Consider the following 25636-nt stretch of genomic DNA (forward strand, 5'->3'; position numbering starts at 1 on the left):
CAGGAAGCAATAATAATTCCTTGTCTGTAGAAATTCTGCTATGAGATTGATTATGTTTAAAAAATACCTCTTGTTGTGCTTTACTGCCGGACTGCTGGCAGCGCCGGGCGCCTCCGCGCTGGCGCAAACGCCGCCTTCCCCCCGCAGCGCCGCGCCGCAGTCATTAGCCGGTTGCCCGTCCGACGCCATCAACGCGCGGTTTGCCGAATTCGGCCGCACCGGCCGCATGCTGCCAGACCTGAACCAGTGGCTGAATGACCCACAGGCGCAGGCTATCCCGCCCTATCAGGCGTTCGATAATGTCTACTTCGTCGGGGTTTGCTGGGTTTCCGCCTGGCTGATTAAAACCAGCGGCGGTCCGGTGCTGATTGATACGCTGCATGAACCGTATGTTGACCGGTTGATCGCCAATATCCGGCAAGTCGGCGTCGACCCGGCGGATATTAAACTGGTGTTGATGACCCACGGTCATTTCGACCATGTGGGCGGCGCTTATAAAATCAAAGCGTTGAGTCAGGCGCGATTCGTCATGACCCAGGCCGGCTGGGACGAAGCGCGGGAAGACGCCGAACAATCGCAACATTCGCCCCATCCCTGGAAAATGCTGGATAACGCCGACATCGTGGCGCAGGACGGCCAGACCTTCACCGTCGGCGATACCACCTTTTACGCTTACGCCACTCCCGGTCATACCTGGGGAACCACGTCCTACGCCTTTGATGTCAAAGACGGCGGCAACGCCTATCGGGCTATCACCATCGGAGGAATGGGGTTGAATGCCATCGAAAATGCCCGGCAGGTACAAGCCTATATCGCCAGCATCGACCGTCTGAAGCGGCTGATTACCGATCCGCAACACCCGATCGCGGTTCACCTGACCGCGCACCCGTTCAATACCGGGTTAACCGAAGCGAAAGAGCGCCTGAAGACACGCCAGCCGGGAGAGCCGCACCCGCTGGTCGACCAGGCCGCCTTGATTAAACAGCTGGATAGTGCCCGCGACGCGGCCGAACAACGCCTGCTCGCCGAGCAGAAAAAAGAAACAGGAAAACAAGAAGTAAGCGACATAAGTTCCGATGCTATCCGCACCGATGGCGCTGAAATCTATCGTGCCGGGGCTCACCGCCCCGGCACGATACGATGAGACAAACATCAGGAACGGGTTTTACGTCCGTAACACAGCCAGGTGATAACCACGCAGGCAATGTAGAACACCACGAAGATCTTCATAGCGCCGGCCGGCGAGCCGGTCATCGCCAGCGATGTGCCGAACGCTTTCGGGATGAAAAAGCCGCCGATAGCGCCGATGGCGGAGATGAATCCCAATGCCGCGGCGGTATCGGTCACCGCGCTGCGCTGCGCTTCGTCTTCGCCACCGCCCGCTGCGGTCACCCGCTCTACCGTCAATCCACGGAAAATCACCGCGATCATCTGGAAGGTCGACCCGCTCCCCAGCCCGGCCGTCAAAAACAGCAGCATGAAGATACCAAAGAACAGCAGGAAGGAACCGGGCTGATTGTCACCCGGCAACGCGGTGAACAACAGCACGGACAGGATCGCCATGAACACGAAATTGATCAGCGTCACCCGCACGCCGCCGAAGCGGTCCGACAGCATGCCGCCCACCGGACGCGCCAGCGCCCCTAACAACGGACCGCAAAAGGCGTAATGCAGGATAATCACATCCGGGAACTGGGTTTTCGACAGCATGGCGAAACCGGCGGAAAAACCGATAAAAGAGCCGAACGCCGACAGATACAGTACGCTGAGGATCCACAAATGCGCCCGCTTAAGCACCGGCAACTGCTGACGCAGCGACGCTTTGGCGGTGGACAGATCGTTCATGCCGAACCAGGCCGCCGCCGACGCGATAAGCAGCAGCGGCACCCACACCCAGGGGGCATTCTGCAGCCAGACCTGACCGCCGTCCGGCTGCGCCACGCCATTGCCGGTAAAACTCAGCACCGGCAGAAAAATCACTACCGGCACCAGCAACTGCATCACGCTGACGCCGAGATTACCGAAGCCGCCATTCAAACCCAGCGCGCTGCCCTGCTGTGCTTTGGGAAAAAAGAAGCTGATATTAGCCATGCTGGAGGCGAAATTGGCGCCGGCGAACCCGCACAACAACGAAATAACGATGAATACGCTGTAAGGCGTTTGCGGGTCCTGTACCACGAACCCCAGCCACACACACGGGATGACCAAAATCAACGTACTGAAGGTGGTCCAGCGGCGCCCGCCCGCCAGCGGAATAATAAATGAATACGGCACCCGCAGCAGCGCGCCGGATACCGACGGTAAGGCGGTCAGCATAAACAGCTGATCGGTGGTGAAATGGAACCCAACCTTGTTCAGGTTGACGGCCACGGTGCTGAACAACATCCAGACACAGAAAGCCAGCAACAGACAAGGAATTGAAATCCACAGGTTGCGTTGGGCGATGCCGCGCCCCTGTTTTTGCCAGAACTGAACGTCTTCCGGGCGCCAATCCCGGATAACAGTCTGTCGTGAATCGCCTGGCGTAATGGTTGACTGCGTCATAAAAAGCCTCGGTCAGTAAAAATACCTCTATCACTACGCGCCACATTAGAAGGTATGTCCGGGGCAAAGTTGATATACATCAACAGGTTGTTGGGTAAAAAAATGCACCTCTTTCGCTACCACTCCCAAGGGGGTAAGCGACAGTGACAAGTTAATGTCGTAGTTTCATACTGTTATAGTCATTTGCTTTGTCACTGTACTCACTACTACCCCCTTATTGAAATTAAGTGGTACTTCTTTAGGGGTATGGGGTTACCCCTGAAAATAAGAAAAAATGACCTTGTGATGCGTGAGGCTGCTTCCCACGGCAGGCAGCAGGATTCGGGTTTCTGTCGATCTCCATCAAAGCGTAGCACCATACCCGCGGTATAGTTTTTATCACACAAACGCGTTTCCACTTTCGTCACAGGCGGTTTCCCGATGTTCAGACGCTTTCGGCTTCCACTCTCGCTGGTCAATCAGGTGGCGTTGCTGATGTTGCTGCTGGGCCTGTTGGGGATTGCGGGCATGGCGGTTTCCAGTTGGATGTCGCAAAGCATTCAGGGCAACGCGCACGCCATCAATACCGCCGGCTCTCTGCGTATGCAAAGCTACCGGTTGCTGTCGATGGTGCCGCTCAACGCCGACAGTGAGCGCTATTTGCAGGAACTGGAACGGGATGAAAACGACGACGACCTGCGTCAGGCGGTGATGCGCGAGGGATTAAGCGAACAGTTCATCACCTTGCGACATTACTGGGCGGAACAGCTTAAACCGCGCCTGCGCCAGGCTGAACGCCCGACCGACGCCGCCGCCGCGGCGGCCGATTTTGTCCATCATCTGGATACGCTGGTGCTGGCCATCGACCAGAAAACCGAAGCGCACCTGCGGCTGGTGACGCTAGTGCAACGCGTTTTTATCGGCATCATGCTGTCGCTATTGCTGATCACCTTTTTCTATTTGCGCCACCGCCTGCTGGCCCCCTGGCGTAAGCTGGTGTCGATGGCGCAGGCCATCGGCCAGGGCGAATTCCATCAGCGTGTAACGCTGCGCGGTCAGGACGAAATGAGCACGCTGGCGCAGGCGCTGAACAATATGTCGGATGAGTTGTCGGCGATGTACCACGATCTGGAGCGGCGGGTAGCGGAAAAAACCGCCGACCTGCAGCAGAAGAACGACACGCTGGCGTTTCTCTACCGCTCCAGCCGTCGGCTACATACCAGCACGCCGTTATGCAGCCGGCTACTGCCGGTGCTGGATGAGCTGAGCGCGCTGATGCCGCTGTCCGATATCCGCTTACAGCTCTACGAAGACAATCATCAGGCGCATGTCACGCCGTCCAGCCTGACGCTTATTCCCGACCCCGACGCCTGCCCGGACAGCCACTGCCAACGCTGCGATCACCTTTCGCCGCCCCGCATGACGACAGAAGGCAAACCGGTAAGCTGGAATCTGCACGACAAGCTCGGCCATTACGGCGTGGTGCTGGCGCGGTTGCCCGAAAATCAGCACCTGACGCCCGACCAGCACCAGTTGCTGAATACCTTACTGGAGCAACTGACCAGCACGCTGGCGCTGGAGCGGCAATCCAGCCATCAGCAGCAGTTGATGCTGATGGAGGAACGCGCCACCATCGCCCGCGAACTGCATGACTCCATCGCCCAGTCGCTGTCCTGTCTGAAGATTCAGATCAGTTGCCTGCAGATGCAGCACACCGCGCTAACGCCGGAGATACAACAGCAACTGAACGCCATGCGCGATGAAACCAATACCGCCTACCGGCAGCTACGCGAGTTGCTGACCACCTTCCGGCTCAAGCTGTCGGAATCCGGCCTGCTGGCGGCATTGCGGGCCACCACGGACGAATTCAGTCAACGCCTCGGCTACGATATCGCGCTGGACTACCAGCTACCGTTACAGGCGGTGTCCGCCCATCAGGGCATTCATTTGCTGCAGATCGTGCGTGAGGCGTTGAGCAATATTTACAAACATGCGCAGGCTACGGCCGTTAACATCACCCTGCGTCAGCAACAACGACACATTGAGCTGCGCGTGCGCGATAACGGCATCGGTATCAGCGATGACATCGGCCGCGCCAATCATTACGGTTTGATTATTATGCGCGACCGCGCCCGCAGCCTGCACGGCGACTGTACTATTCAACGTCTTGCGTCCGGCGGCACAGAAGTCTGCGTCAGCTTTCTGGCAGACTACCGCCAGCCACCCGTACTATCAGGAGAAAACCATGACTAACGACGCCGCCACCGTGCTGCTGATTGACGACCATCCGATGCTGCGCAACGGCGTCAAGCAGTTGCTTAGCATGGCGCCCGACCTGCGCGTAGTCGGCGAAGCCAGCCACGGCGAGCAAGGCGTTACGCTGGCGGAACAGCTGGATCCGGATTTGATTCTGCTGGATTTGAACATGCCCGGCATGAACGGGCTGGAAACGCTGGCCCGGCTGCGCGAAACCCCACTGTCCGGGCGTATCGTGGTGTTTACCGTTTCCAACCACGAAGAAGATGTGATCAGCGCGTTTAAAAGCGGTGCCGATGGTTATCTGCTCAAGGATATGGAACCGGAAGACCTGCTGGTGGCGCTGCATCAGGCCGCCGCCGGCAAAATGGTGCTCAGCGATGCCCTGACGCCGGTTCTGGCGGCCAGCCTGCGGGAAACGCGCAGCAGCGATACGCGGGATATCCAGCAACTGACCCCGCGGGAAAAAGATATCCTGAAGCTGATCGCCCAGGGTCTGCCCAACAAGGTCATCGCCCGTAAGCTGACGATTACCGAAAGCACGGTGAAAGTACACGTCAAACATCTGCTGAAAAAAATGAAATTGCGCTCCCGGGTGGAAGCCGCAGTCTGGGTGGTGCAAGAGAAGATTTTTTAACCGGCGGCGGCCGGACGCCGCCGGCCAGCACCGCCACGCCGATGTCGCGCTTACTTTTTGAGGTCAAAAATTACAGTAAAATACACCCACCTACACTTCTATACGTTTATTTGCGTTACGGCTGATAAAGTAACGCCCGTTCATGGTTTTTAGTACTTTATCGCCATTTTCCTAGATATTTCCCCATATTCCTTTCCTAGACTCACCTTGTTCGGCGTTTCATTGCGCTTTCGCCAGGCTTAACCGGAGGAAAAAGAGAATGAAAGTCAGAGAACGATATATTGGACTGGAATGGCTCCGGTTTCTGCTTGGATGCTATGTCATGGTCTACCACACCGTACATGTCTATCCGCAGCGTGAAAAGATCCTCTTTCTGAACGAACTGACCAGCATGGGATTCTTCGCCACCAGTACTTTTTTTGTGTTATCCGGCTTTCTGCTGACGCACGTTTATCTGCGTGACGGCCAGTTGCGGGAACCCGCCCGGCACTTTTTAGCCAAGCGGTTGTTTAACCTCTACCCGATTCATATCATCGGTCTGGTGTCATCCATCGTCGTGGTCAGCCTGATGCACTGGCTGGCGATTCCGCCGGAAGGTCAGGTCGCCAGCGCCCGCTTCGTGATTTACGACAGCAACGACCCCAGTGTCGCGCCGGAGACGTTACGCCACTACATGGACAACGCTGAACTGGCTTTTAACGGCTTGTTGCAATTACTGATGTTGCAGGCGTGGAACCCCTACTTTCTGACCTTCAACGCGCCGTTGTGGTCGGTGTCGACACTGTTCTTCTTCTATTTGCTGTTCCCACTGCTGGCGCCGCGGCTGTTGGGCAGTCGTCACCCGCGCCTGTGGCTGATGGCGATGTTCGTGCTGTATTTACTGCCGCCGATATGGGTGATCTGGCATCAATTATATGGCGCGCCATACACCGGCCTGCTACAACGCAACCCCTTGCTGCGCCTGCCGGAATTTCTGGCCGGGGTGCTGGGCTACGCCATTTTCCGTCAATACCGCGACGGCACGCTGCCGGCGCTGACCCGTATGCAGCGCAAAGCGCTGGGCGCCTTTATCTGCCTGAGTTTTATCATCGCTACCTGGTTGTTTACGCATGGCGAACGCTACTGGTATTTCCTGCTGCACAACGGTCTGTTGTTGCCGGCACAGGTAGCGCTGGTGTGCCTGTGCGCTCACTTCCGCGAACCGGACAGCGAAACGCTGAAAACCTGGGCAACCCGGCTGGGCGCGGCATCGCTGTCGATCTTTGCCCTGCATGTGCCGCTATTTAACCTGTTCCGTACGCTGGAACAGCTGTTGCGCGGCGACCCGCTACAGTGCTTCAGCGACTGGACGGCCTGTATCGACGCCGCCGGAAGAGTCGATCTGTCCATGACCGGCTATGGCGTGTTCCTGCTGACCACCGTCGCACTGTGCGTGGTATTGCAGGAACAGGTGGTCATCCGCATGAAACAGGCATTGACCGAACGCTTCCTGGGCCGCCGTTTCCACCCCTCCCGCAGCGCGGCCTGATGATAACGGCTATCGCGGTGATGTGATCATCGTCACCGTTATAGCCGTAAATCATTAATCACACGGTTTATAACAATTTCCATTCTAATTATGGGACACTTATACCTAGAGGCGCAGCGCGATTCCTGTTAATGTTTGCCTCGCCGGAAAAAACCGGTACATCGATGCATCGTCTGAACGGCGTCTTTCACTTTTAGTCACCCACTGTTTTATCTGACATCATGACACATTCCAAACACGCACTTTCGTCGCTGAGTCTGTTTATCGCCCTCAGCGCCGCAGGCATTTCCACCAGCCATGCGGACACCGTCTGGTTAACCAACGGTGACAAGATCAGCGGCCAGATTACGCTGCTGGACAGCGGTAAATTGTTTATCAAAACCGACTATGCCGACACCGTGTCGGTCACCTGGGACAAAGTCAAAACCTTCCAGACCGACCACGGGATGGTGATTCAGGGACAACGCTACGAGAAAGGCGTGCTCTACCCGTCCATCAAGGCCTCCGATAGTTCACGCGCCATCGTTGCCCAGCCGGCAAGCGTAGATGGCCAGCAGGTCAGCGCCGGTCAGGAAACCCTGCCGCTGTCTGATATCAACTCGATGGTGGTACCGCGCCGCTGGGTGGAAGATTTCTCCTGGAAAGGCAATGTCGACGTCAGCCTGGCTCACAAGAAAAGCTCCACCGAAACCGACAACCGCGATGTCACGCTGAGCACCCGCCTGCGTCACGGCACCTGGCGCCACAATCTGGATGCCAGCTACCACATGACCAAAGAAGACAATGTGGAGAGCACCAAAAACGCCGCCGGCGAATACGCGCTGGATAAATTCATCGACGAGCACTGGTTCTGGCAGGGTCGTTATGAATACAAACGCGACTGGGTGGAAAACATCAAGATCAACCGCTCCGTCGGTACCGGTCCGGGCTACCAGTTCTGGGATAACGATCTGGGCTCCTTCTCCGTCACCACGCTGGTGAACTCCCAGACCTTTATTTATCAGAACAACAGCGAAGACAATTTCTACTCCGGCGGCCTGAAGTGGAACTACGATCGTTTCCTGTTCAGCAAGCGCACCGAATTGTTCACCGATGGCGAAGTGGGCCGTTCGTTTGACAGCACCACTCCGCTTTACTTCAAAGCTGGCGCCGGTTTGCGCTTCAAGGTTACCGACTGGTCATCCGTCAGCATGAAGGTGTCCCGCAACCGCACCGAAAGCGTTCAGGGCAACGTCAACGATACCCTGTACTCGCTGGGTCTGGGCGTCGGCTGGTAATTCCCGGCCCGGTTCCTGCGATTGCCGCAGGAACCGTTCCCCACTATCACCGTACGTTTCATCTATAAAAGCGCTACACATAAAAAGTTCCGCGCATAAAAAAGCCCGGTTTTCTCACCGGGCTTTTTCTTTAGTGCTGTTGCTCGCCTTTACTGCGGTTTCGGTTCCTGTTTAGACAGGTCTTCCGCAATCTGGACGGTTTCATTCAGGTAAGCGTCCGGATCCTGATAATCCTTCGGCAAATCATCCAGCGACTTCAACGGCGGTTTACCCTGACGTTTCAGTCGATCGTTGATGCGCTGCAGGCGCGTAGACTCGTCTTCGTTGTTTTCTTTCTGGCGCTGGACCAGATTCAGCGATACATGGTTACGCTTATCTTTCAGCTCCTGGTAGCGAGCCACATCCTGCTGGATGTACTGGAACTCCGGATCCCTGGCGATACGCGCGTTATGCTGATCGATCAGCCCCGGCAACAGCGGTTTCATGTCGCCCATCACCGTATAACTGGCCGGCTTGATGCTGTCCCACGGCAAGGCGTTGTCTTCAAACTTCTCGCCGGTATCGACCATCTCGTTGCCGGTCGGCATCACGATATCAGGTGTGACCCCTTTACGCTGGGTGCTGCCGCCATTGATACGATAGAACTTCTGGATGGTGTATTGCACCGAACCCAACGCCGGCCATTCCGGGCGCAGCATCTGATCGTAAATGCGGTTGAGAGAACGGTACTGTTGCACCGTGCCCTTGCCGAAGGTCGGCTCGCCGACAATCAGCGCACGGCCGTAATCCTGCATCGCCGCGGCGAAAATCTCCGACGCCGAGGCGCTAAAGCGGTCAACCAGCACCACCAACGGACCTTTGTAATAGATAGTGTCGTCGGTATCGCTGTCTTCGCGCACTTTGCCGTTGTTGTCGCGCACCTGCACTACCGGCCCGGTGGGAATGAACAACCCCGACAGGCTGACCGCTTCCGTCAGCGCACCGCCGCCGTTGCCGCGCAGGTCAATGATGATGCTGCTGACATGCTCTTTCTCCAGCTTCTGCAACTGCACTTTCACATCATCCGTCAGTCCGACGTAGAAACCGGGGATATCCAGCACGCCGACTTTGTCTTTGCCCGCGTCCTTGATCGACATTTTCACCGCGCGATCTTCCAGCCGGATACGTTCACGAGTCAGGGTAATGGTTTGCGTTTTGGTGCCCTTGCCTGCCGGCAGCACTTCCAGACGCACCTTGCTGCCTTTCGGCCCCTTGATCAACGCGACTACATCGTCCAGACGCCAGCCGATCACATCCACCATCGGCTTGCCGGTCTGACCGACGCCCACGATGCGATCGCCAACGCTGATGCGTTTGCTTTTCGCCGCCGGACCGCCCGGCACCATGGAGTTGATCACGGTGTAATCTTCATCCATCTGCAACACGGCGCCGATGCCTTCCAGCGACAGGCTCATTTCGGTATTGAACTGCTCGGTATTGCGCGGCGACAGATAACTGGTGTGTGGATCGATTTCCCGCGCGAAGGCGTTCATGATCAACTGAAACACGTCTTCGCTGTTGGTTTGCACCAGACGGCGAATCGCAAACTGATAACGTTTGGTCAGCGTTTCCTTGATTTCCGCATCGGTCTTGCCGGTCAGTTTCAGGCTCAGCCAGTCATATTTGACTTTGGCATCCCACAATGCATTGAGCTCATCCACGTTTTGCGGCCACGGCGCCTTGGCGCGATCGAGATCGATAACATCGTTGCCGTTCAGATTGACCGGTTTTTCCAGCAGCGTCAGCGCGTACTGGTAACGTTCGAAACGGCGTTTCTGGGCCAGATTGTACATTGCGTACGGCAGGCTGAGCTTGCCGCTTTTCAGATCGTCGCCCAACTCGCCTTTCTGACCGGAAAACTGCGCCACGTCGGAAGCCAGCAGCACGTTATGGCTGTAATCCAGCATGTTGAGGTAACGATCAAAAATCTTGCCGGAAAACTGTGCATCCAGCATGAACTGGCGATAGTGGGAACGCAGAAAACGCGACGCGACGCGTTCGCTAACGGTGGAATGCTGCGCTTCCGGCTGCAATTGGGGGATTTGATCCGCGCGGGTGATATTCTCACTGGCAAAACTGCATCCAGACAGCAAAAGCCAGATTAAAGCCGCTGCTTTGACAAATTTGTTCATGCCCAGGTTGGCCTCCGTATCAGAACTGCAAATGTTCTGCGCGTACGATCATCGCCAGACCGGAAGCCAGTTGTACCCTGACTCCATCTTTGGCGATCTCAAGCACAGTGGCATCCATGGCGTTTTTGCCAGCCCTGACTTTGATTTCCTGGCCGATTTGCAGGCTGGAAATATCCGTCACCGCCTGCCGCTCCGGCTGCGCCGCACGGGCCGCTTTGGGCTGACGGGGTTGGGATTTTTCGGATGACGGAGAAGCGGTCTGTGCGGAACGGGAAGAAGCAGGACGCGGCTTGCGCGGCGCAGTACCGGCGCCATCACGCTCACGGCGCGGGGCATTTCTGCCGGCAGCCGGACGCGGACGGGACGGTTCGGCTTCGCCGGCTTCGCGTTTCTTCGCCTGCTGTTCCGCCCGCTGGGCCTGAACGCGGGCTTTGGCTTCTTCCAGCTGCTTACGCGCATGTTCTACATGCTGCTGTTCAAGTTCGCCGCACGCATTGCCATCGAGATCGACGCGCTGAGCGCCCACTTTGACGCCATACAGATAGCGCCAGCTTGACGTGTACAGACGGAGTGCGGAACGCAACTGCGTCTTGCTGACGTGTTCAGATTCGGACACGCGTTCGACCAGATCCTGAAAAATACCAATCTTTAACGGACGCGCTTCGCCTTCAAGGGTGAAACAAAGCGGAAAACGCTCTGCCAGATAGGCGATCACTTCTTTACTACTGTTCAACTTAGGTTGATTTTCCATGAAATTTCCTGATTACAACGGGTTTGCCAACCAGCGCAGGCATGAACAGGCGTCATTATAATGACGCCATCGGCAATTGCTACGTTATCCTTGTCGCAACGTAAGAGAATTGATGAAAGCCAACACGTCGCTCTGTGACAACTGGCGGCATAGCGCAGCCGTCACAGCATTCAGCCCGTCTTCGTCCACAGCATCAAAACGGTGATGAACGGTGCTGTCGATATCCAGTACGCCAATCAGTTGCCCATCGACCGTCAGCGGTAACACAATCTCGGCATTGCTGGCGGCGTCGCAGGCGATATGACCGGGAAATTCATGCACATCGCCGACCCGCTGCACGCGGTTTTCCAGAACAGCCCGACCACAGACCCCTTTTCCCGCCGGAATACGCACGCAGGCCGGGCGCCCCTGAAACGGCCCCAGAAACAACGTATCGCCATCCAGCAGATAAAAGCCGGCCCAATTCACACCATCCAGTCGCTCAAACAGTAACGCGCTACTGTTTGATAATATCGTGATGAAGCGATCTTCACCGGCAATAAGCGCGGTCAGATCACGCACCAACTCATCGTAGAATTGTTCTTTTTTCATAGCTTGCAATAGGCATAAATTGTCTTTACGGACCGCCTGACGGCTGACGCCCGCAGCACATTAATAAAGTTTCGGATCAGGATGCTACAGGATTTCTCTTGTTAGCCCAACCTTCACCGCACGGCACCATCACAGGGGCTTATCGCTTTTCGCCTGGCTCCTGTCGCTGCCGTACGGACTACCGTCTGGTGACGCCATCAATGTCGACTGACCATCAATGTCAACGGACAAGGTTAGCAGTGATTTTGTGTCGTTCATCATTCAGTTACACTATGATAATACCTGTCCTGTTAACCTGCCCGCAGGAAATATGAAAATTTATAACGCCGCACCGTCCGCCGGGTCGGCTGACTCGCCGCCCGCCGCGCCGCGGCGTCTTCAACGTTGCCCGCAATGCGACCTGCTGTTCACGCTGCCCCGGCTCAAACGCCATCAGCACGGCCACTGTCCGCGCTGCGCGGCGCATATCGCCAGCGGCCGCGACTGGCCGATTACCCGGCTGGTGGCGATGGCGCTCGCCATGCTGGTGCTGATGCCCTTCGCTTATACCGAACCGCTGCTCAATATTCGGCTGCTGGGGGTGTCCATCAACGCCAGCCTGCTGGAAGGCATCTGGCAAATGACCCGTCAGGGGCACCCGGTCACCGCCAGCATGGTGGCGTTTTGTATCATCGGCGCGCCCGTGACGCTGGTACTCGCCCTGCTATATCTGTTTTTCGCGCCGCGGGTCGGCATGAACCTGCGCCCGGTACTGTTGCTGTTTGAGCGACTGAAAGAGTGGGTCATGTTGGATGTGTATCTGGTCGGTCTGGCGGTCGCCTCGATTAAGGTACGCGAGTTTTCCGAGGTACTCCCCGGCAATGGGCTGCTGGCGTTTCTGGCGCTGATGGCGCTCAGTCTGCTGACCCTGATTCACCTTAATCCCGAACAGCTGTGGCAACGCTTCTATCCGCAGCGCGCCTGCCCGGCCTCGCCGCAGGCGCTGGTCTGCCTGTCCTGCCGTTTCACCGGCGCGCCGGACGATCGGGGCCGCTGTCGCCGTTGTCACGTACCGCTGACGCTGCGCCGCCCTTATAGCCTGCAGAAATCCTGTGCCGCGCTGATTGCCGCCGTAATCCTGCTGTTTCCCGCCAATTTGCTGCCGATATCGGTAATTTACGTCAATGGCGTTCGCCGGGAAGACACGATTTTTTCAGGCATTATGTCGCTGGCCGCCGGAAATGTCCCCGTGGCGCTGGTGGTTTTTGTCGCCAGTATTCTGGTGCCGTTCAGCAAGGTGTTAATCACCTCGACCTTGCTGCTCAGTATTCATTTTCGGGTCAAACACAGTCTGATGGCGCGCATGCGGCTACTGCGCCTCATGACCTGGATCGGGCGCTGGTCGATGCTCGATCTGTTCGTGATCGCCCTGACCATGTCGCTGGTTAACCGTGACCAATTGCTGGCTTTTACCATGGGACCGGCGGCGTTCTATTTTGGCGCCGCCGTTATTCTGACAATACTGTCTGTCGAGTGGCTGGATAGCCGACTGATGTGGGATAACACTTAATAGTCGTAGGATAACAATGCACAACCAAACGCCGATGACACCAACTGAGGCCAACGTCAAAACCCGGCGCCGCCTGTCGCCATTCTGGCTGCTTCCGTTTATCGCCATGCTGCTCGCCGGCTGGCTGCTCTACACCAACCAGCAGGAACGCGGCGCGACGGTGACCATCGATTTCGTGTCGGCGGACGGCATCGTCCCCGGCCGCACGCCGGTGCGCTATCAGGGCGTCGAGATCGGCACCGTGCGCAACATTAAACTCAGCGATGATTTGCGCACCATTCAGGTTATCGCCAGTATTCGCAACGACATGAAAGAGGCGCTGCGCAGCGGCACCCAGTTCTGGCTGGTTACGCCTAAAGCGTCGCTGGCCGGCGTGTCCGGTCTGGATGCGCTGGTCGGCGGCAACTACATCGGCATGCTACCCGGCGGCGGCGATCCCGCCAGTCACTTCACCGCACAGGATACGCAGCCCAAATACCGCGTTAACAGCGGCGAATTGCTGATACATCTGCGCGCCGACGATCTGGGTTCGCTGAACGCCGGTTCGCTGGTCTATTTTCGTAAAATGCCGGTAGGGAAAGTCTACGATTACAGCGTTAACCCCGATCACGGCGGCGTGACGATCGATGTGTTGATCGACCGCCGTTTTACCGGGCTGGTGAAAAAAGACAGCCGCTTCTGGAACGTGTCCGGGCTAAAAGCCGACGTCAGCCTCAGCGGCGCGACCGTCGAAATGCAGAACCTGTCCGCGCTGGTCAACGGCGCCATCGCGTTCGACTCCCCCGCGCAGGCCGAAGCGGCGGCGGCCGACCAGAATTACACCCTGTACCCAGACCTGGCGCACAGCCAGCGCGGGGTTCAGATCACGCTGGATTTGCCTTCCGGCGATAAACTGCGGGCCGGGCATACGCCGCTGCTGTATCAGGGACTGGAAGTCGGCACGCTGCAGCGCATCGCGCTGGAGGCAGACCAGCGCGTTACCGGAGAGTTAATCGTCGACCCGTCGGTGGTGCCGCTGATGCGGGAAAACACCCGCATTGAACTGGCCGCGCCGCGTCTGTCGCTGAGCGACCTTAATCTGCCCAGCCTGTTGAGCGGCACCACCCTGACGCTGATCCCCGGCGATGGAGAACCGAAGCAGCGTTTCACCGTGCCTGACGCCACCCAACAGCAGTTGCAGCAGCCCGGCGCGCTCACCGTTGAGCTGACCGCCAGCCAGAGTTACGGCATCGACAGCGGCCAGCCGGTTATCCTGCACGGCGTGCAAATCGGCCGGATTGTTCAGCGCGCGTTAACCGATAGCGGCGTCAGTTTTATCGCCGTTATCGATCGTCAGTACCGCCATCTGTTGCATAAAGACAGCCAGTTCATCGCCAGCAGCCGGGTCAACGTCAAGCTGGGGCTGGACGGTGTTCAGGTGCTGGGCGCCAGCGCCCAGGAATGGCTGAGCGGCGGCGTGACGGTGCTGCCGGGGCGCACCGGCGACGCCCAGCCGCGTTATCCACTCTACAGCGACCGGGAAAAAGCCGGCGCCGGCATTCAGGGCGTTACCCCGCCCACCACCCTGACGCTGCTGACCGACAGTCTGCCGGACATTCAGGAAGGCTCGGTGGTGCTGTACCGCAAGTTTCAGGTGGGTGAAATCACCCGCATTCGCCCGAAAGCCGACGCCTTCGAAATCGATGTGTATGTCCGGCCGGAATACCGCAATCTGCTGACTGATAACAGTGTTTTCTGGGCGGAAGGCGGCGCGCGGGTGCAGCTTAGCGGCGCCGGGCTAACCGTGCAGGCCTCCCCGCTCAGCCGGGCGCTGAAAGGCGCCATCAGCTTCGATAACGTGGACGGCGCCGCCGACGTGCAGGGCGGCAAACGTCCGTTGTACAGCAATGAAACCGCCGCCCGGGCGATTGGCAGCCGGATCACGTTGCGCACCTACGATGCCAGCAAACTCTCCGCCGGGATGCCGATTCGTTATCTCGGCATCGATATCGGTCAACTGGAGTCGCTGAAACTGGCGGAGCAGCGGGATGAAGTCCTGGTTCAGGCGGTGTTGTACCCGGAATATGTCCGCAACTTCGCCCGCGCCGGCACCCGCTTCTCGGTGGTGACGCCCGAGATTTCCGCCGCCGGGGTCAACCATCTGGAAACCCTGATCCAACCCTACATCAACGTCGAGCCGGGCAGCGGCGTGTTTACCCGCAGCTTTGAACTGCAAAAAGCCACCATTTCCGACTCCCGCTATCAGGATGGGCTGAACATCAGCGTTGATACCGCCGAAGCTGGGTCATTACAGGTCGGCACCCCGGTGCTGTTCCGCGGGATTGAGGTCGGCACGGTGACCGGTCTGTCGCTTGGGGCCTTGTCCGACCGGGTATCGGTGGCGGTGCGCATCAGCAAACGCCACGCCCATCTGGTACGCGACAATTCGGTGTTCTGGCTGGCCTCCGGCTATAACCTGCAGTTTGGCCTCACCGGCGGCGTGATCAAGAGCGGCACCTTCCAGCAGTTTATCCGCGGCGGCATCGCCTTCGCCACGCCACCGGCTACCCCACTGGCCCCCGCGGCGCAGGCGGGCAAGCATTTCCTGCTGCACGGCGAAGAGCCTGGCGGCTGGCGCGACTGGGGAACCGCGCTGCCGGAACGATAGGCGTCATTTCTACGACTCACCGGCCGATACCGGTGAGTCGTCATCCCTTCAGGCGGTCGAGATATGGTAAGATTCGCGTCCTGATTGTAGCTGTAACGGAACCGTTTCTGTGGCCAAACCTATTCCCGCGTCCCTCACTCCCGATTTTCTGACCGCCATGCAAGCTATCATGCCCGCGCACCTGAGCATGGACGCATTCATCGACGCCTGCCAGCGGCCGCTGCGGCGTAGCATCCGTATTAACACCCTGAAAATCAGCGTGGCCGAATTTCTCGCGCTGGTCGCGCCCTACGGCTGGGAACTGGAAGCGGTGCCCTGGTGCGATGAAGGGTTCTGGCTGCTGAACGCGGATGAAGAAGCCATACGGCTGGGCAACGCGCTGGAGCATCTGGCCGGCCTGTTCTACATTCAGGAAGCCAGCTCAATGCTGCCGGTCAGCGCGCTGTTCATGGGGGATGACGCCCCGGAGCGAGTGCTGGACATGGCGGCCGCCCCCGGCTCCAAAACTACCCAGATCGCCGCCCGGCTCAACAATCAGGGATTAATTGTCGCCAATGAATATTCCGCCAGCCGGGTTAAGGTATTGCACGCCAACCTGCACCGCTGCGGCGTCAGCAATACCGCCCTGACGCATTTTGACGGCCGGGTTTTCGGCAACGCCTTGCCGGAAACGTTTGACGCCATCCTGCTGGACGCGCCCTGCTCCGGGGAAGGCGTGGTGAGAAAAGATCCCGCTGCCATGAGTCACTGGTCGCTGGAGAGCATCGCCGATATCGCGGCGACCCAGCGCGAGCTGATCCTGAGCGCTTTTCATGCCCTGAAGCCGGGCGGCGTGCTGATTTATTCCACCTGCACCCTGAATCATCAGGAGAACCAGCACGTTTGCCGCTGGCTGATGCAGCAGTTCCCCGACGCCTGCGAGGTCGAATCGCTGAAAGATCTGTTCCCACAAGCGCACCACGCCCTCACCGAAGACGGCTTTTTGCACGTTTTCCCGCAGATTTACGACAGCGAAGGTTTTTTTGTGGCGCGCCTGCGTAAAACCGCCGGCGTACCGCCGCTGGCGGCGCCGGATTACAAACTCGGCAAGCTACCGTTTACCCCCCTCAGCCACAAGGATGCGCAGCTGATTCGCCAAAGCGCGCAGCGGCTGGGCCTGCAATGGTCGGAACAGCAGTTACAGTTATGGCAGCGGGACGATGAAATCTGGCTGTTTCCGGCGGCTTTGCAGCCGATGCTGGGCAAAATGCGCTTCTCCCGCATGGGCGTCAAACTGGCGGAGCGCTTTGCCAAAGGGTATCGCTGGCAGCATGAAGCCATTGTGGCGCTGGGCAACCCGGACACCCCAAACACCTACGCGCTCAGTGCGGAGCAGGTCGTTGACTGGTTTCGCGGCAAAGACATTTATCCGCCCTCGCCCGTCAATCACGACGAGGTTCTGCTGACCTGGCAACAAACCACGCTGGGATTGACCAAGCGTGTCGGACAGCGGCTGAAAAACACCCTGCCTCGCGATCTGGTTCGCGACGGCGCCAACCTTATTTCCCCTATCGACTAATCTTTAACCGGGTCGCCGCACTGGGCGTTCCCGGTGCGTTTTTTTCATCTATACCCAAAATAATTCGAGTTGCAGGACAACACGCTAGCGTGTTGAACAACGCAACGCGTTGGCCCTTTAGGGCAAGGCGAGTAACGAGCCTTGTAACGCGGCGACGCAGCGAATCCCCAGGAGCTTACTCAAGTAAGTGACTGGGGTGAGCGACAAATCGGCTTAGCCGATTTGAACGCTGCTTGCAGCGGCCCGTAGGGCGAGGCCCATTTATGGGCCGAGTAAGAAAGCCAACGCACCTGCAACTTGAAGTATGACGGGTATACACTCACAATCAAGGCGTAGCATCAGCATTCAACCTGTTGAGGAATCTATGTTCGCACTGGTGATCTTTGTCTGTTACCTGGGAGGTAACTGCGAGAGTCTGGTCGCGGGAACCTATATCAATGAACCACAATGTCTGGGTGCCATGGAGGAACAGCAAATCCGTAACGGCGGCTGTTTTCCGATTGACGATTTTCGCAGTGGGTACTGGAAACCGGCGCGCGAGTATCGTGACCGCTGACGCTGATCGCACTGACATTGATCGCACTGGCACGGATTTGCACTGACACGGATTGCACTGACACGGATTGAACCGTGCGCATCTTTCACGGATTCCTGCCTATTGCATCGCAAAAAAAGCAACGTCGCAGCTGTGACGGCGTTGCCCAAACAGGTGTGATGGTTATTGCCTGTTATTATTAGAATTTCATGATTATCAGAATTTCACCCACTCATCTTCGGCGGGATGATGTTTCGCCGACTCTGTCGCCTTGCGGTGAGTATCTTTCTTCTGCGTCGGTTTCCGGCCGGTTTGGCCCGGCTTATTCAACAGTAATGTCTGATGGCTTGCCGGTGAACTAACATGGTGAGGGTGCGAATCGTCGCCCAAATGAAACACCGATACCGCCTGCGCCAGTATCCGCGACTGCTCTTCAAGCGAATTGGCCGCCGATGACGACTCTTCCACCAGCGCCGCGTTCTGCTGGGTCGTGGTGTCCAGCTCCGACACCGCCTGAGCGATCTGGGATATTCCCCGGCTTTGCTCATCCGAAGCCGAGGCGATTTCCCCCATAATGTCAAACACATGGGCTACCGATTTGACAATATCCTGCATGGTTTTTCCCGCCTCTCCCACCAGCGCTGAACCGGTATCGACCCGCGATACCGATTCATGGATTAACCCCTCGATTTCCCGTGCGGCCTGAGCGCTACGCTGGGCCAGATTGCGCACCTCACTGGCGACCACCGCGAATCCGCGCCCTTGCTCGCCGGCTCTCGCGGCCTCAACCGCCGCATTCAGCGCCAGAATATTAGTCTGAAAGGCGATACTGTTGATCACCGTCGTAATATCAGAAATGCGTTTGGAGCTGCTGGAAATGTCGTCCATGGTCTTCACCACGTTATTGACGATTTCACCGCCCTTGACCGCGTTCTGCGACGCTTCCGACGCCAGCTGCGACGCATGGTGGGCGTTTTCGGAGTTCTGTTTCACCGTCGAGGTCAACTGCTCCATGCTGGCGGCCGTTTCCACCACCGCCGCCGATTGCTGTTCGGTACGGGACGAAAGATCGGTATTACCCGCCGCGATTTCCGCCGAGGCGGATTCGACATGCCCCACCCCTTCGCGGATATCCCGGATCATGGTGCGCAGCTTGTCATTCATGTTGCCCATTGCGGTGAGCAACTGCCCCAGCTCGTCGCGACGCGTCGTACTGACCACAGATGAAAGGTCGCCGCTGGCGATCCGTTCCGCCACCGACAGGCTCAGTTTCAGCGGGACAATCAATTGCACCGAGATACGCCACGCCATGATGATACCCAGCAGGATCACGGACAGACCGGTCGCCACCATGTTGAATTCCGATGACTGGGTAGTTTGATTGGAATTAGCCAGTTGTTGATTGAATAGACTGCCGACATCCGTATTCAGTTTTTCCGCCGCCTCACTCATTGCCTGGCTGGCGCGGGTTTCATCCTTAAAAGCGGCCAGATAGGCCGGCGCAGAACGGCGGTAGCCTGCGAAATAATCCCAGGCGGTATTCAGCCATGCCTGCTGTTCCGCGGATAACCGCCCGGCCTTTTCCTTAATGGCCGCTTCGGCGGCATCAATGTTTTTAAGGGTCATTCCCAGCGTATTATCCGAGGGCCCCAGCAGCAGATCATGCGCTACGTCGCGAATATCAGACATGTACTCGCCCAATTGGTACAACAGCACCTGAATATCTGACGATACGCCCGCGACCTGCTGCCACTTATTATGGAATGCTTCCAGCACGCTGCCGCTTTCATCCTGACCAATAGTCAAACCAGCGGCATCCCGCTTTTTACTGGCGGCGATGAATGCGTCCCGCATGGCCCGATACGTTTTCAGGTCCTGCTCAATGCGGTTCACATCGTCGATCGTATCCTTATCCCAGCTCAGCGTCTTGGCCTGCCTGAGAATGTCATCCATCTTATTAATCAGCTCGCCATTTTTATCGATAAAGCTGTAGTCATGCGTGAACTGAAATTGCGTGCGCAGGATTCGAGCCTGCGCCAATGTGGCGTTGAGTTGATTGCTCGCCTGTGCCTTATCGTTATTATCCGCCACACTGCGAAATCCAATAACCCCGGCCATCAATACCACCAACGACAATAACAAAACCGAACCAAAGCCTAATGACAGTTTGGTTCCCAGTTTAAGATTTTCGTATTTTCCACCCAGAATATTCATAGAATCACCATTTATGGCTCTCATAATGTGAACGTCATTCCATGTATATCAATGACATATCATGATAAATATTACATATCGCTATTTAATAATTGCAAAGGTAATCAACATCCTTTTTTACTGTCATCCTGCCGCCAAAAACCTATTGATGCGTTAAAAAATCTATTGATGCGTATAACACTCAATTCAGCAAAAAGTAGAAATAATGAATAGCTGGATGCTTGACACCGTCTCGCACGATTAAAATAACAAATAAATCATGTGATTATGAATAAATTGAAACACCATTAAGAATGGTGAGAGAAAAACGATTTACGCTGATTATCAGGATTTTAGTTAACCGTTTTAATCCCTCATAATCTATATATCATCCTTCCAATAATAGAAAGATATATAATGCAAGGGTATAAGAACCCCCGCTGATCTAGCATGACTGGATATTTCGATGAAAATAAATAGGTCGTTATCAATGGCGGGAAGACAGAATAAACATCGGGGATAATACGCCGTTGCGAGCAACCTTAATCGCCACGGCTACGCTTTACCTGCGGATGGGAACACCCGGCGCAGCCTGCACGCACCGGGTGTTCGGATATCAGAAGCTGGGGGTTAGCGTCAGCACCACCACACCGCGCGGCGTGACCTCATCCACCCCGCACTGGAATTGTGAGCCGCCGCCTTCGACCTGCATTTTACGCCCCGGCAACAGCGCCACATCGTAGATGTCGCTCTTGCCGTCGATATCCAGCAGCCAACGACCATTGCTGATACTGGTAATTCCGGTATCCACCAGCCAGGAAGACGAACTCCCTTCCACCAGCAGAGGCGCATGCAATCCCGCAGGAATAAACTGCGGATCCGCCTTCCACTCACCCGCATCCTGCAGTTTTCCGGTTTTCAACAGATTACGCGGGATCAGGCAAATGCCGCTGTCGTCGTGACGGCTGACGGGCGCGTCATTCTGCTGCGGCGAACCTCTACCGGTTGCCAGCCACGCCAGCGACACACCGGTATCCAGCGCACAGGTGACCACCACATCCCCCGGAAAGAAATCGCGGCGAATCCAGGTGCTGATCGTACCGGGCGCGATGCCCAGCAGATCGCCCAGCTCTTTTTGCGTGCTGAAGCCATAGGCATCAAGCATACGACGCAGTACAGCCTTGCCGCCCGATGACAGAATCTGCTCATAAAGCGCTTTGCCTTTCAGCGGCGATTTATACGTAAACACATTCGCATTTGCGAACTCCCCGGTGACCAGCCATCCGGCATCCGCTCCGGTATCAAGCGCGCACTTCAAAATAATATTACCCGGCACATTCCCTCGCTGAACCCAGTTACTGATTGTATTGGTAGGTATCTCAGTCACCTCGCTCAGTTCCTTCTGAGTCTTTACTCCGTAGCTTGACATGATGCGCTCAAGCACGAAGGCCGCAGACACGGCATTACTATTTGTATTCAAAAACACCTCACGAGTATTTACATATACACGTTACGTGTTTTATAGTGTCTACACAGCACATGTAACACCATAGAACACCCTGGCCTGGGGGAGATATTGCTTTATGTCGGACGAGATTTCAATTCTAACGCACATTTCTGAGGAAAATCCTACCGCAGCGAGTTCATCCGCAGTGGCAGAAATCAGCTTTTTGGCTGTCAACCAACGGTTTCATGCTATACCCGACCGGGCGTTAACTTCTTTCACCGGCTTGCGCAGCGCGGTATATAACGCCGCGTCAGTCCCCATGACGCGGCGTGCGTCCTGCCGCACAAGCACGTCATGGATCCAGTCTGCCCACATCGTGCCTCAGCGCAATTTTGCAAATGCAAAAACGGCATTCATCACTGCTACGACGACAGCCGTTTTTTCCAGCCTCATCACCGCCCGAGCGCCATCGGCGCAGTACAGCCGTTCAACCGTTGTGAATGGCGGCAATGATTTTAACACTAAGTTCGGAAATTCGAATTCAGCGGATATTTCGCGTCGGTTGCCGGAGGCTGACGGCCGCGATGGTAAACGGGCGTCATCATGAAGCCCCATTATGCCTTTACCGCCGAACATCTGCAGACCTTGCCGCCCAATTTGCGGGCGCTGATCGGAAAACACTTCGCGGATTCGCGCTGGGCGCAGACGTGCGTTTTTTATCGGCGGCTCTCCGAACGCTATCGCCGCACGCTGTGTTTTCATGCCGCGCTGCACCACCGCTGGTGTGTCTATCAACTGGAAGAGATGGATGAAATGGCGCGCGAAAGAATCGTCAGCGCGCTGAATGAACTGCGTAGCGCATTCGACTTGCCGGAAAAACAGGAGCCAGGCCAGCTCCTGTACTCGGTTCGGGTCCTCACCCTCAGCGAACGACGCACGCTGTTTTTCCATGCCGGGCTCACGACCCAGGAATTCGATCAACCTTTGCGGCGCATTGATGAGTCGGATTGCCAGTGGGCGAAAGCGCTTAACCGCGCCCTCGGCGAGTTGCATAGCCTGTTTGCCGAGGCGCCGGACATTCTGACCAGCATCAGACCTGAACACTATTTCAACGCCGAACACTATTTCAGCGCCGAACACCATTCGCGTTGACGACAGTTTCGCTGACGGCAGATCGCGTCAGTAAAAACGACATCGTTAACTCAACCGCCAGCACACAGGCCACCGTTCAGGATGGTCCGCCTTGTTGCTGCTTAACATCAGGAAATTGTATGAAAAATACACAAACGAATCACAAGACGTCGTCCCTTACCAGGCGGCATATCCCAAATGACGTCTGGCGTACCGACCTTGCTCATCGCTATAGCGAGCATCTGGAGCAGCTGGCGCAACACGCCCGGCAGGAACAGCTGTCCGCTCAGGAACTGGTGGCGTTGCTACAACAGGAAGCCGAAAACATTCGGCACCAGATTTGGGAGGCGCACTAATGGCAGACAGTATGGACATTTCCCAGGAGCAGCAAGCCATGCTGCTGGATGCGCAAATCGCCCATGCCCGCAAAGCCCCGGTCGCTCACACCGCCCATGTCTGCGAGGACTGTGATGCGCCGATTCCCGAAGCCCGCCGTCAGGCGATCCCCGGGGTGACGTGCTGCGTGGCGTGCCAGGAAATTCGCGAACAGAAACAACGTCACTACCGTTCACCGTCCTGAGCATGTTTTCACTGACTGACAAGCCAGGGTCGATCTGCGGCTATTCCCGCCGGTAATCCGGCAAACATTCATCGGGTAGGTAAACGCTGGCTGGTTATGACGTCTGACGAAACCGAAAAAAACGCCGACAACCGGGGCGACCGCTGGGCATACCCGTGGAATGCGCCCCGCCCCGCCATACTGCCCGAATCCAGCGCATTGTCTGCGGACACCTTGCAGCAGGGACAGGCGGTACTGTATCTGCTGGCGTTGCTGCCGCGTTTTCTGGCCGGCCATTTCCGCCGTCGCTTCGATTATCTGAAGCAGCATCAGGGGCTGGCCGCCGCGTTCAGCTACCTGTTATCGGTGGTTCAGCGGCGGCTCTGGCCCCGAATCGACGCCGTCAACGCCCGCTACCGGATGAACACGGCCTTATCTTCACGCTTCATCAGCGAAGCGGAGCAGTATCACCAGTTGCCGGATATGCCGGACAAGGTGCTGCGCGCGTTCGCCGGCCGCATCGCCGCCCACATGAACGATGCCTACCATGCCCACTGCGAACGCTACCTGCAGGAATGTCCCGGCGATGCTCAGGCGACGTTATTCAACGATGAAACACAAGCGCGCATCTATGGTCGGTTAGCGACACTGGCGCAAGCCCTGAACGTGACGCCCGCCCACTGGCATCGCCATCAGAACGGAACGCTCACGCTGGAACAGGCGTGCGCCGGCATTATGCGGCTGGTCAACCCCCGCTGGTGGGAACGCCAGTTGAAGATTCAGCGAGCCCGCTGGCGCGAGGCATTGTGGATTGCCGGCGGCGAGGTGAGCCGGGCCGCGTCTCCCTTTCTCAGCCGCCAGGCATTGCAGGATATCCGCTACCGCCGTCTGGCGACGCTGGATTTTCTGAAAAGTCGCGAGCTGGAGAATACCCGCAACGGCGAGCGGGTCGATTTGATCGATAAAGTCATGGGCAGTATCGCCAACCCGGAAATTCGCCGAATGGAACTGATGACCATGCTGGCGGGTATTGAGCGTTACGCGACCGCACACCACCACATCGGTATGCTGGTGACATTCACCGCTCCCGGCCACTACCATCCCACCCGTACTCGCGGTCACGAGCGAGTATTGGTCAACACCGGATGGATGCCGGACTGCCCTTCGCCCAAAATGACCCAGCATTATCTGGTCAAGCTATGGGGAAAAATCCGTACCGCGCTCAAAGACCGTAAACTGCACATCTACGGATTACGGGTCGTGGAACCCCATCACGACGGCACGCCGCACTGGCACATAATGCTGTATTGCGAACGCGCACAGCGTCAGGCGATCGTCGAGATCCTGCGTCGCTATGCCCAGCCTGGTGAAAGCGAGCGCACGGTGGCGCATAACCGCCGGTTTGACTGCAAGCACATCAACAAGGGCGGCGCGGCGGCGTACGTCGCCAAATACATCGCCAAAAATATCGATGGCTATGCGCTCGACGGTGAAGCAGACCACGAAACCGGAAAGCCGCTAAAAGAGATGGCCGCCGCCGCCTCGGCCTGGGCCTCGCTCTGGCGCATTCCGCAATTCCATTTCATCGGGTTGCCCACGATTGGCGCGTACCGCGAATGCCGTCGAATTCGCAGCCGGTCATTGCAGGACGAACTGGGCGAACAGGCCGAAGTGGTGAGATTTGCGGCGGATCGCGGCGACTTCGCGGCCTATATCGAAGCGCAGGGCGGCGCGAATGTCGCCAGGCAACGCCAGTCGGTTCGTGTCGCCAGAGCCGCCAGCGAACGGCTGAACGCCTACGATGAAACTATCGTACGCACCATCGGTATTTTTTCCGCCCAGCGCGGTCGCGAGCGTGTCTTCACCACCCGGCTGGACGAATGGCAAATCGTGGCCAAACACCACGCCGGCGGCGATGTTGCCAACGGCCGTCGCCCGGCTCTGCCTTGGAGTTCTGTCAATAACTGTGGGGGCGCGTTTTCGTCCGACGCGCTCCCTTACCCATTTCGCGATATTCCTCGCGTTCCTTCAGCGCGGCTAACCTATTTTCAGCGCGATCGACTGGCGTCGTTGCGCCCCCGCCTGAGCCAGCAAGGTATTGATATCTCACGCTGGGAACGGGAGGCGTTGGTGCGCGGCGCCAGCGTGAAAATTGACGGCCAACTGATTGATGAATTTAGGAATAAAGCTATATCCGCCGTTGATGAAAAGCGCATCATGGGCAAACAGGTCCTGCACTTATGAGTTGACGAATATTACTGAATAAAGTACTGTATATAAATA

General features: G+C 57.1%; 19 protein-coding genes and 1 pseudogene. 14 read left to right on the top strand and 6 right to left on the bottom strand.

The window, feature by feature from the left end; translation table 11 throughout:
* Positions 1–40: 40 nt before the first annotated feature.
* A pseudogene (gene blaCAR, locus DDA898_RS12225) lies at positions 41–1039 on the top strand (CAR family subclass B3 metallo-beta-lactamase); the annotation flags it as partial.
* Positions 1040–1152: 113 nt separating this feature from the next.
* Here blaCAR and DDA898_RS12230 read toward each other — a convergent pair.
* On the bottom strand, positions 1153–2544 hold the full coding sequence (locus DDA898_RS12230) for a NarK family nitrate/nitrite MFS transporter (RefSeq protein ID WP_013318187.1): 1392 nt from the start codon (positions 2542–2544) through the stop codon (positions 1153–1155).
* A 420-nt stretch (positions 2545–2964) separates the two neighbouring features.
* Between DDA898_RS12230 and narX the strand changes: the two genes are divergently transcribed.
* The 4 genes from narX (at position 2965) to DDA898_RS12250 (ending at position 8221) form a co-directional block, all read left to right on the top strand.
* Complete coding sequence (gene narX, locus DDA898_RS12235; protein ID WP_038911312.1) at positions 2965–4776, top strand: nitrate/nitrite two-component system sensor histidine kinase NarX; 1812 nt, start codon at positions 2965–2967, stop codon at positions 4774–4776.
* Positions 4769–5416: a two-component system response regulator NarL gene (gene narL, locus DDA898_RS12240; protein WP_013318189.1), complete on the top strand. Its 648-nt coding sequence runs from the start codon at positions 4769–4771 to the stop codon at positions 5414–5416. Before narX ends, narL begins: the two co-directional genes overlap by 8 nt.
* Positions 5417–5675: 259 nt before the next feature.
* Positions 5676–6944, top strand: a complete 1269-nt coding sequence (locus DDA898_RS12245; RefSeq protein WP_038911313.1) for an acyltransferase family protein — start codon at positions 5676–5678, stop codon at positions 6942–6944.
* Between the two features lie 221 nt (positions 6945–7165).
* A complete protein-coding gene (locus tag DDA898_RS12250; RefSeq protein ID WP_038901374.1) occupies positions 7166–8221 on the top strand; it encodes a DUF481 domain-containing protein in 1056 nt (351 codons plus the stop codon).
* Positions 8222–8370: 149 nt separating this feature from the next.
* On the opposite strand, the gene prc is transcribed toward DDA898_RS12250, so the two are convergent.
* The 3 genes from prc to DDA898_RS12265 all read right to left on the bottom strand — a co-directional run bounded on the left by prc (position 8371) and on the right by DDA898_RS12265 (position 11734).
* The gene (gene prc, locus DDA898_RS12255; RefSeq protein ID WP_013318192.1) at positions 8371–10392 is read right to left on the bottom strand and encodes a carboxy terminal-processing peptidase; all 2022 of its coding nucleotides are present in this window, start codon (positions 10390–10392) and stop codon (positions 8371–8373) included.
* A gap of 19 nt (positions 10393–10411) precedes the next feature.
* On the bottom strand, positions 10412–11143 hold the full coding sequence (gene proQ, locus DDA898_RS12260; protein WP_013318193.1) for an RNA chaperone ProQ: 732 nt from the start codon (positions 11141–11143) through the stop codon (positions 10412–10414).
* Between the two features lie 84 nt (positions 11144–11227).
* The gene (locus DDA898_RS12265; protein ID WP_038901376.1) at positions 11228–11734 is read right to left on the bottom strand and encodes a free L-methionine (R)-S-oxide reductase MsrC; all 507 of its coding nucleotides are present in this window, start codon (positions 11732–11734) and stop codon (positions 11228–11230) included.
* A gap of 310 nt (positions 11735–12044) precedes the next feature.
* Between DDA898_RS12265 and yebS the strand changes: the two genes are divergently transcribed.
* From yebS to DDA898_RS12285, 4 genes are all read left to right on the top strand, one after another.
* A complete protein-coding gene (gene yebS, locus DDA898_RS12270) occupies positions 12045–13283 on the top strand; it encodes a membrane integrity lipid transport subunit YebS (protein ID WP_038911314.1) in 1239 nt (412 codons plus the stop codon).
* A gap of 16 nt (positions 13284–13299) precedes the next feature.
* Positions 13300–15930 carry a PqiB family protein gene (locus DDA898_RS12275; RefSeq protein WP_038911315.1) on the top strand — a complete coding sequence of 877 codons (2631 nt, stop codon included), beginning with the start codon at positions 13300–13302 and terminating at the stop codon, positions 15928–15930.
* 109 nt (positions 15931–16039) lie between these two features.
* A complete protein-coding gene (gene rsmF, locus DDA898_RS12280; protein ID WP_038911316.1) occupies positions 16040–17488 on the top strand; it encodes a 16S rRNA (cytosine(1407)-C(5))-methyltransferase RsmF in 1449 nt (482 codons plus the stop codon).
* A gap of 364 nt (positions 17489–17852) precedes the next feature.
* Positions 17853–18044 (top strand): YdfD/YebW family protein, encoded by a 192-nt coding sequence (locus DDA898_RS12285; RefSeq protein ID WP_033111898.1) that lies wholly within the window; start codon positions 17853–17855, stop codon positions 18042–18044.
* A gap of 195 nt (positions 18045–18239) precedes the next feature.
* Here DDA898_RS12285 and DDA898_RS12290 read toward each other — a convergent pair whose 3' ends face one another.
* Both DDA898_RS12290 and DDA898_RS12295 read right to left on the bottom strand, forming a co-directional pair.
* Entirely contained in the window at positions 18240–20237 is a 1998-nt protein-coding gene (locus tag DDA898_RS12290) for a methyl-accepting chemotaxis protein (RefSeq protein ID WP_038911317.1), read from the bottom strand.
* 595 nt (positions 20238–20832) lie between these two features.
* The gene (locus DDA898_RS12295; protein ID WP_038911318.1) at positions 20833–21675 is read right to left on the bottom strand and encodes a phage repressor protein CI; all 843 of its coding nucleotides are present in this window, start codon (positions 21673–21675) and stop codon (positions 20833–20835) included.
* Between the two features lie 124 nt (positions 21676–21799).
* Here DDA898_RS12295 and DDA898_RS23230 point away from each other — a divergent pair, with 124 nt between their 5' ends.
* The 5 genes from DDA898_RS23230 (at position 21800) to DDA898_RS12315 (ending at position 25597) form a co-directional block, all read left to right on the top strand.
* Positions 21800–22270, top strand: a complete 471-nt coding sequence (locus DDA898_RS23230) for a hypothetical protein (protein WP_152490685.1) — start codon at positions 21800–21802, stop codon at positions 22268–22270.
* Positions 22267–22815, top strand: coding sequence for a phage replication protein B (gene repB, locus DDA898_RS12300; protein WP_042318392.1), 549 nt, complete (start codon positions 22267–22269; stop codon positions 22813–22815). Before DDA898_RS23230 ends, repB begins: the two co-directional genes overlap by 4 nt.
* A 119-nt stretch (positions 22816–22934) precedes the next feature.
* Entirely contained in the window at positions 22935–23150 is a 216-nt protein-coding gene (locus DDA898_RS12305) for a DUF2732 family protein (protein ID WP_033111901.1), read from the top strand.
* Positions 23150–23374, top strand: coding sequence for a TraR/DksA family transcriptional regulator (locus tag DDA898_RS12310; protein ID WP_013318204.1), 225 nt, complete (start codon positions 23150–23152; stop codon positions 23372–23374). Before DDA898_RS12305 ends, DDA898_RS12310 begins: the two co-directional genes overlap by 1 nt.
* Before the next feature lie 96 nt (positions 23375–23470).
* Positions 23471–25597, top strand: coding sequence for a replication endonuclease (locus DDA898_RS12315; RefSeq protein WP_038911319.1), 2127 nt, complete (start codon positions 23471–23473; stop codon positions 25595–25597).
* Positions 25598–25636 lie beyond the last annotated feature (39 nt).

The sequence above is a fragment of the Dickeya dadantii NCPPB 898 genome (assembly GCF_000406145.1).
In the GTDB taxonomy this organism is placed as follows: Bacteria; Pseudomonadota; Gammaproteobacteria; order Enterobacterales; family Enterobacteriaceae; genus Dickeya; species Dickeya dadantii.

Coding starts and splice junctions, on each gene's coding strand:
- DDA898_RS12230 (WP_013318187.1), bottom strand. CDS start 2,544: ATGACGCAGTCAACCATTACGCCAGGCGATTCACGACAGACTGTTATC.
- narX (WP_038911312.1), top strand. CDS start 2,965: ATGTTCAGACGCTTTCGGCTTCCACTCTCGCTGGTCAATCAGGTGGCG.
- DDA898_RS12310 (WP_013318204.1), top strand. CDS start 23,150: ATGGCAGACAGTATGGACATTTCCCAGGAGCAGCAAGCCATGCTGCTG.
- yebS (WP_038911314.1), top strand. CDS start 12,045: ATGAAAATTTATAACGCCGCACCGTCCGCCGGGTCGGCTGACTCGCCG.
- DDA898_RS12315 (WP_038911319.1), top strand. CDS start 23,471: ATGACGTCTGACGAAACCGAAAAAAACGCCGACAACCGGGGCGACCGC.
- repB (WP_042318392.1), top strand. CDS start 22,267: ATGAAGCCCCATTATGCCTTTACCGCCGAACATCTGCAGACCTTGCCG.
- DDA898_RS12285 (WP_033111898.1), top strand. CDS start 17,853: ATGTTCGCACTGGTGATCTTTGTCTGTTACCTGGGAGGTAACTGCGAG.
- DDA898_RS23230 (WP_152490685.1), top strand. CDS start 21,800: ATGTCGGACGAGATTTCAATTCTAACGCACATTTCTGAGGAAAATCCT.
- DDA898_RS12250 (WP_038901374.1), top strand. CDS start 7,166: ATGACACATTCCAAACACGCACTTTCGTCGCTGAGTCTGTTTATCGCC.
- DDA898_RS12245 (WP_038911313.1), top strand. CDS start 5,676: ATGAAAGTCAGAGAACGATATATTGGACTGGAATGGCTCCGGTTTCTG.
- DDA898_RS12305 (WP_033111901.1), top strand. CDS start 22,935: ATGAAAAATACACAAACGAATCACAAGACGTCGTCCCTTACCAGGCGG.
- prc (WP_013318192.1), bottom strand. CDS start 10,392: ATGAACAAATTTGTCAAAGCAGCGGCTTTAATCTGGCTTTTGCTGTCT.
- DDA898_RS12265 (WP_038901376.1), bottom strand. CDS start 11,734: ATGAAAAAAGAACAATTCTACGATGAGTTGGTGCGTGATCTGACCGCG.
- DDA898_RS12275 (WP_038911315.1), top strand. CDS start 13,300: ATGCACAACCAAACGCCGATGACACCAACTGAGGCCAACGTCAAAACC.
- DDA898_RS12290 (WP_038911317.1), bottom strand. CDS start 20,237: ATGAATATTCTGGGTGGAAAATACGAAAATCTTAAACTGGGAACCAAA.
- narL (WP_013318189.1), top strand. CDS start 4,769: ATGACTAACGACGCCGCCACCGTGCTGCTGATTGACGACCATCCGATG.
- proQ (WP_013318193.1), bottom strand. CDS start 11,143: ATGGAAAATCAACCTAAGTTGAACAGTAGTAAAGAAGTGATCGCCTAT.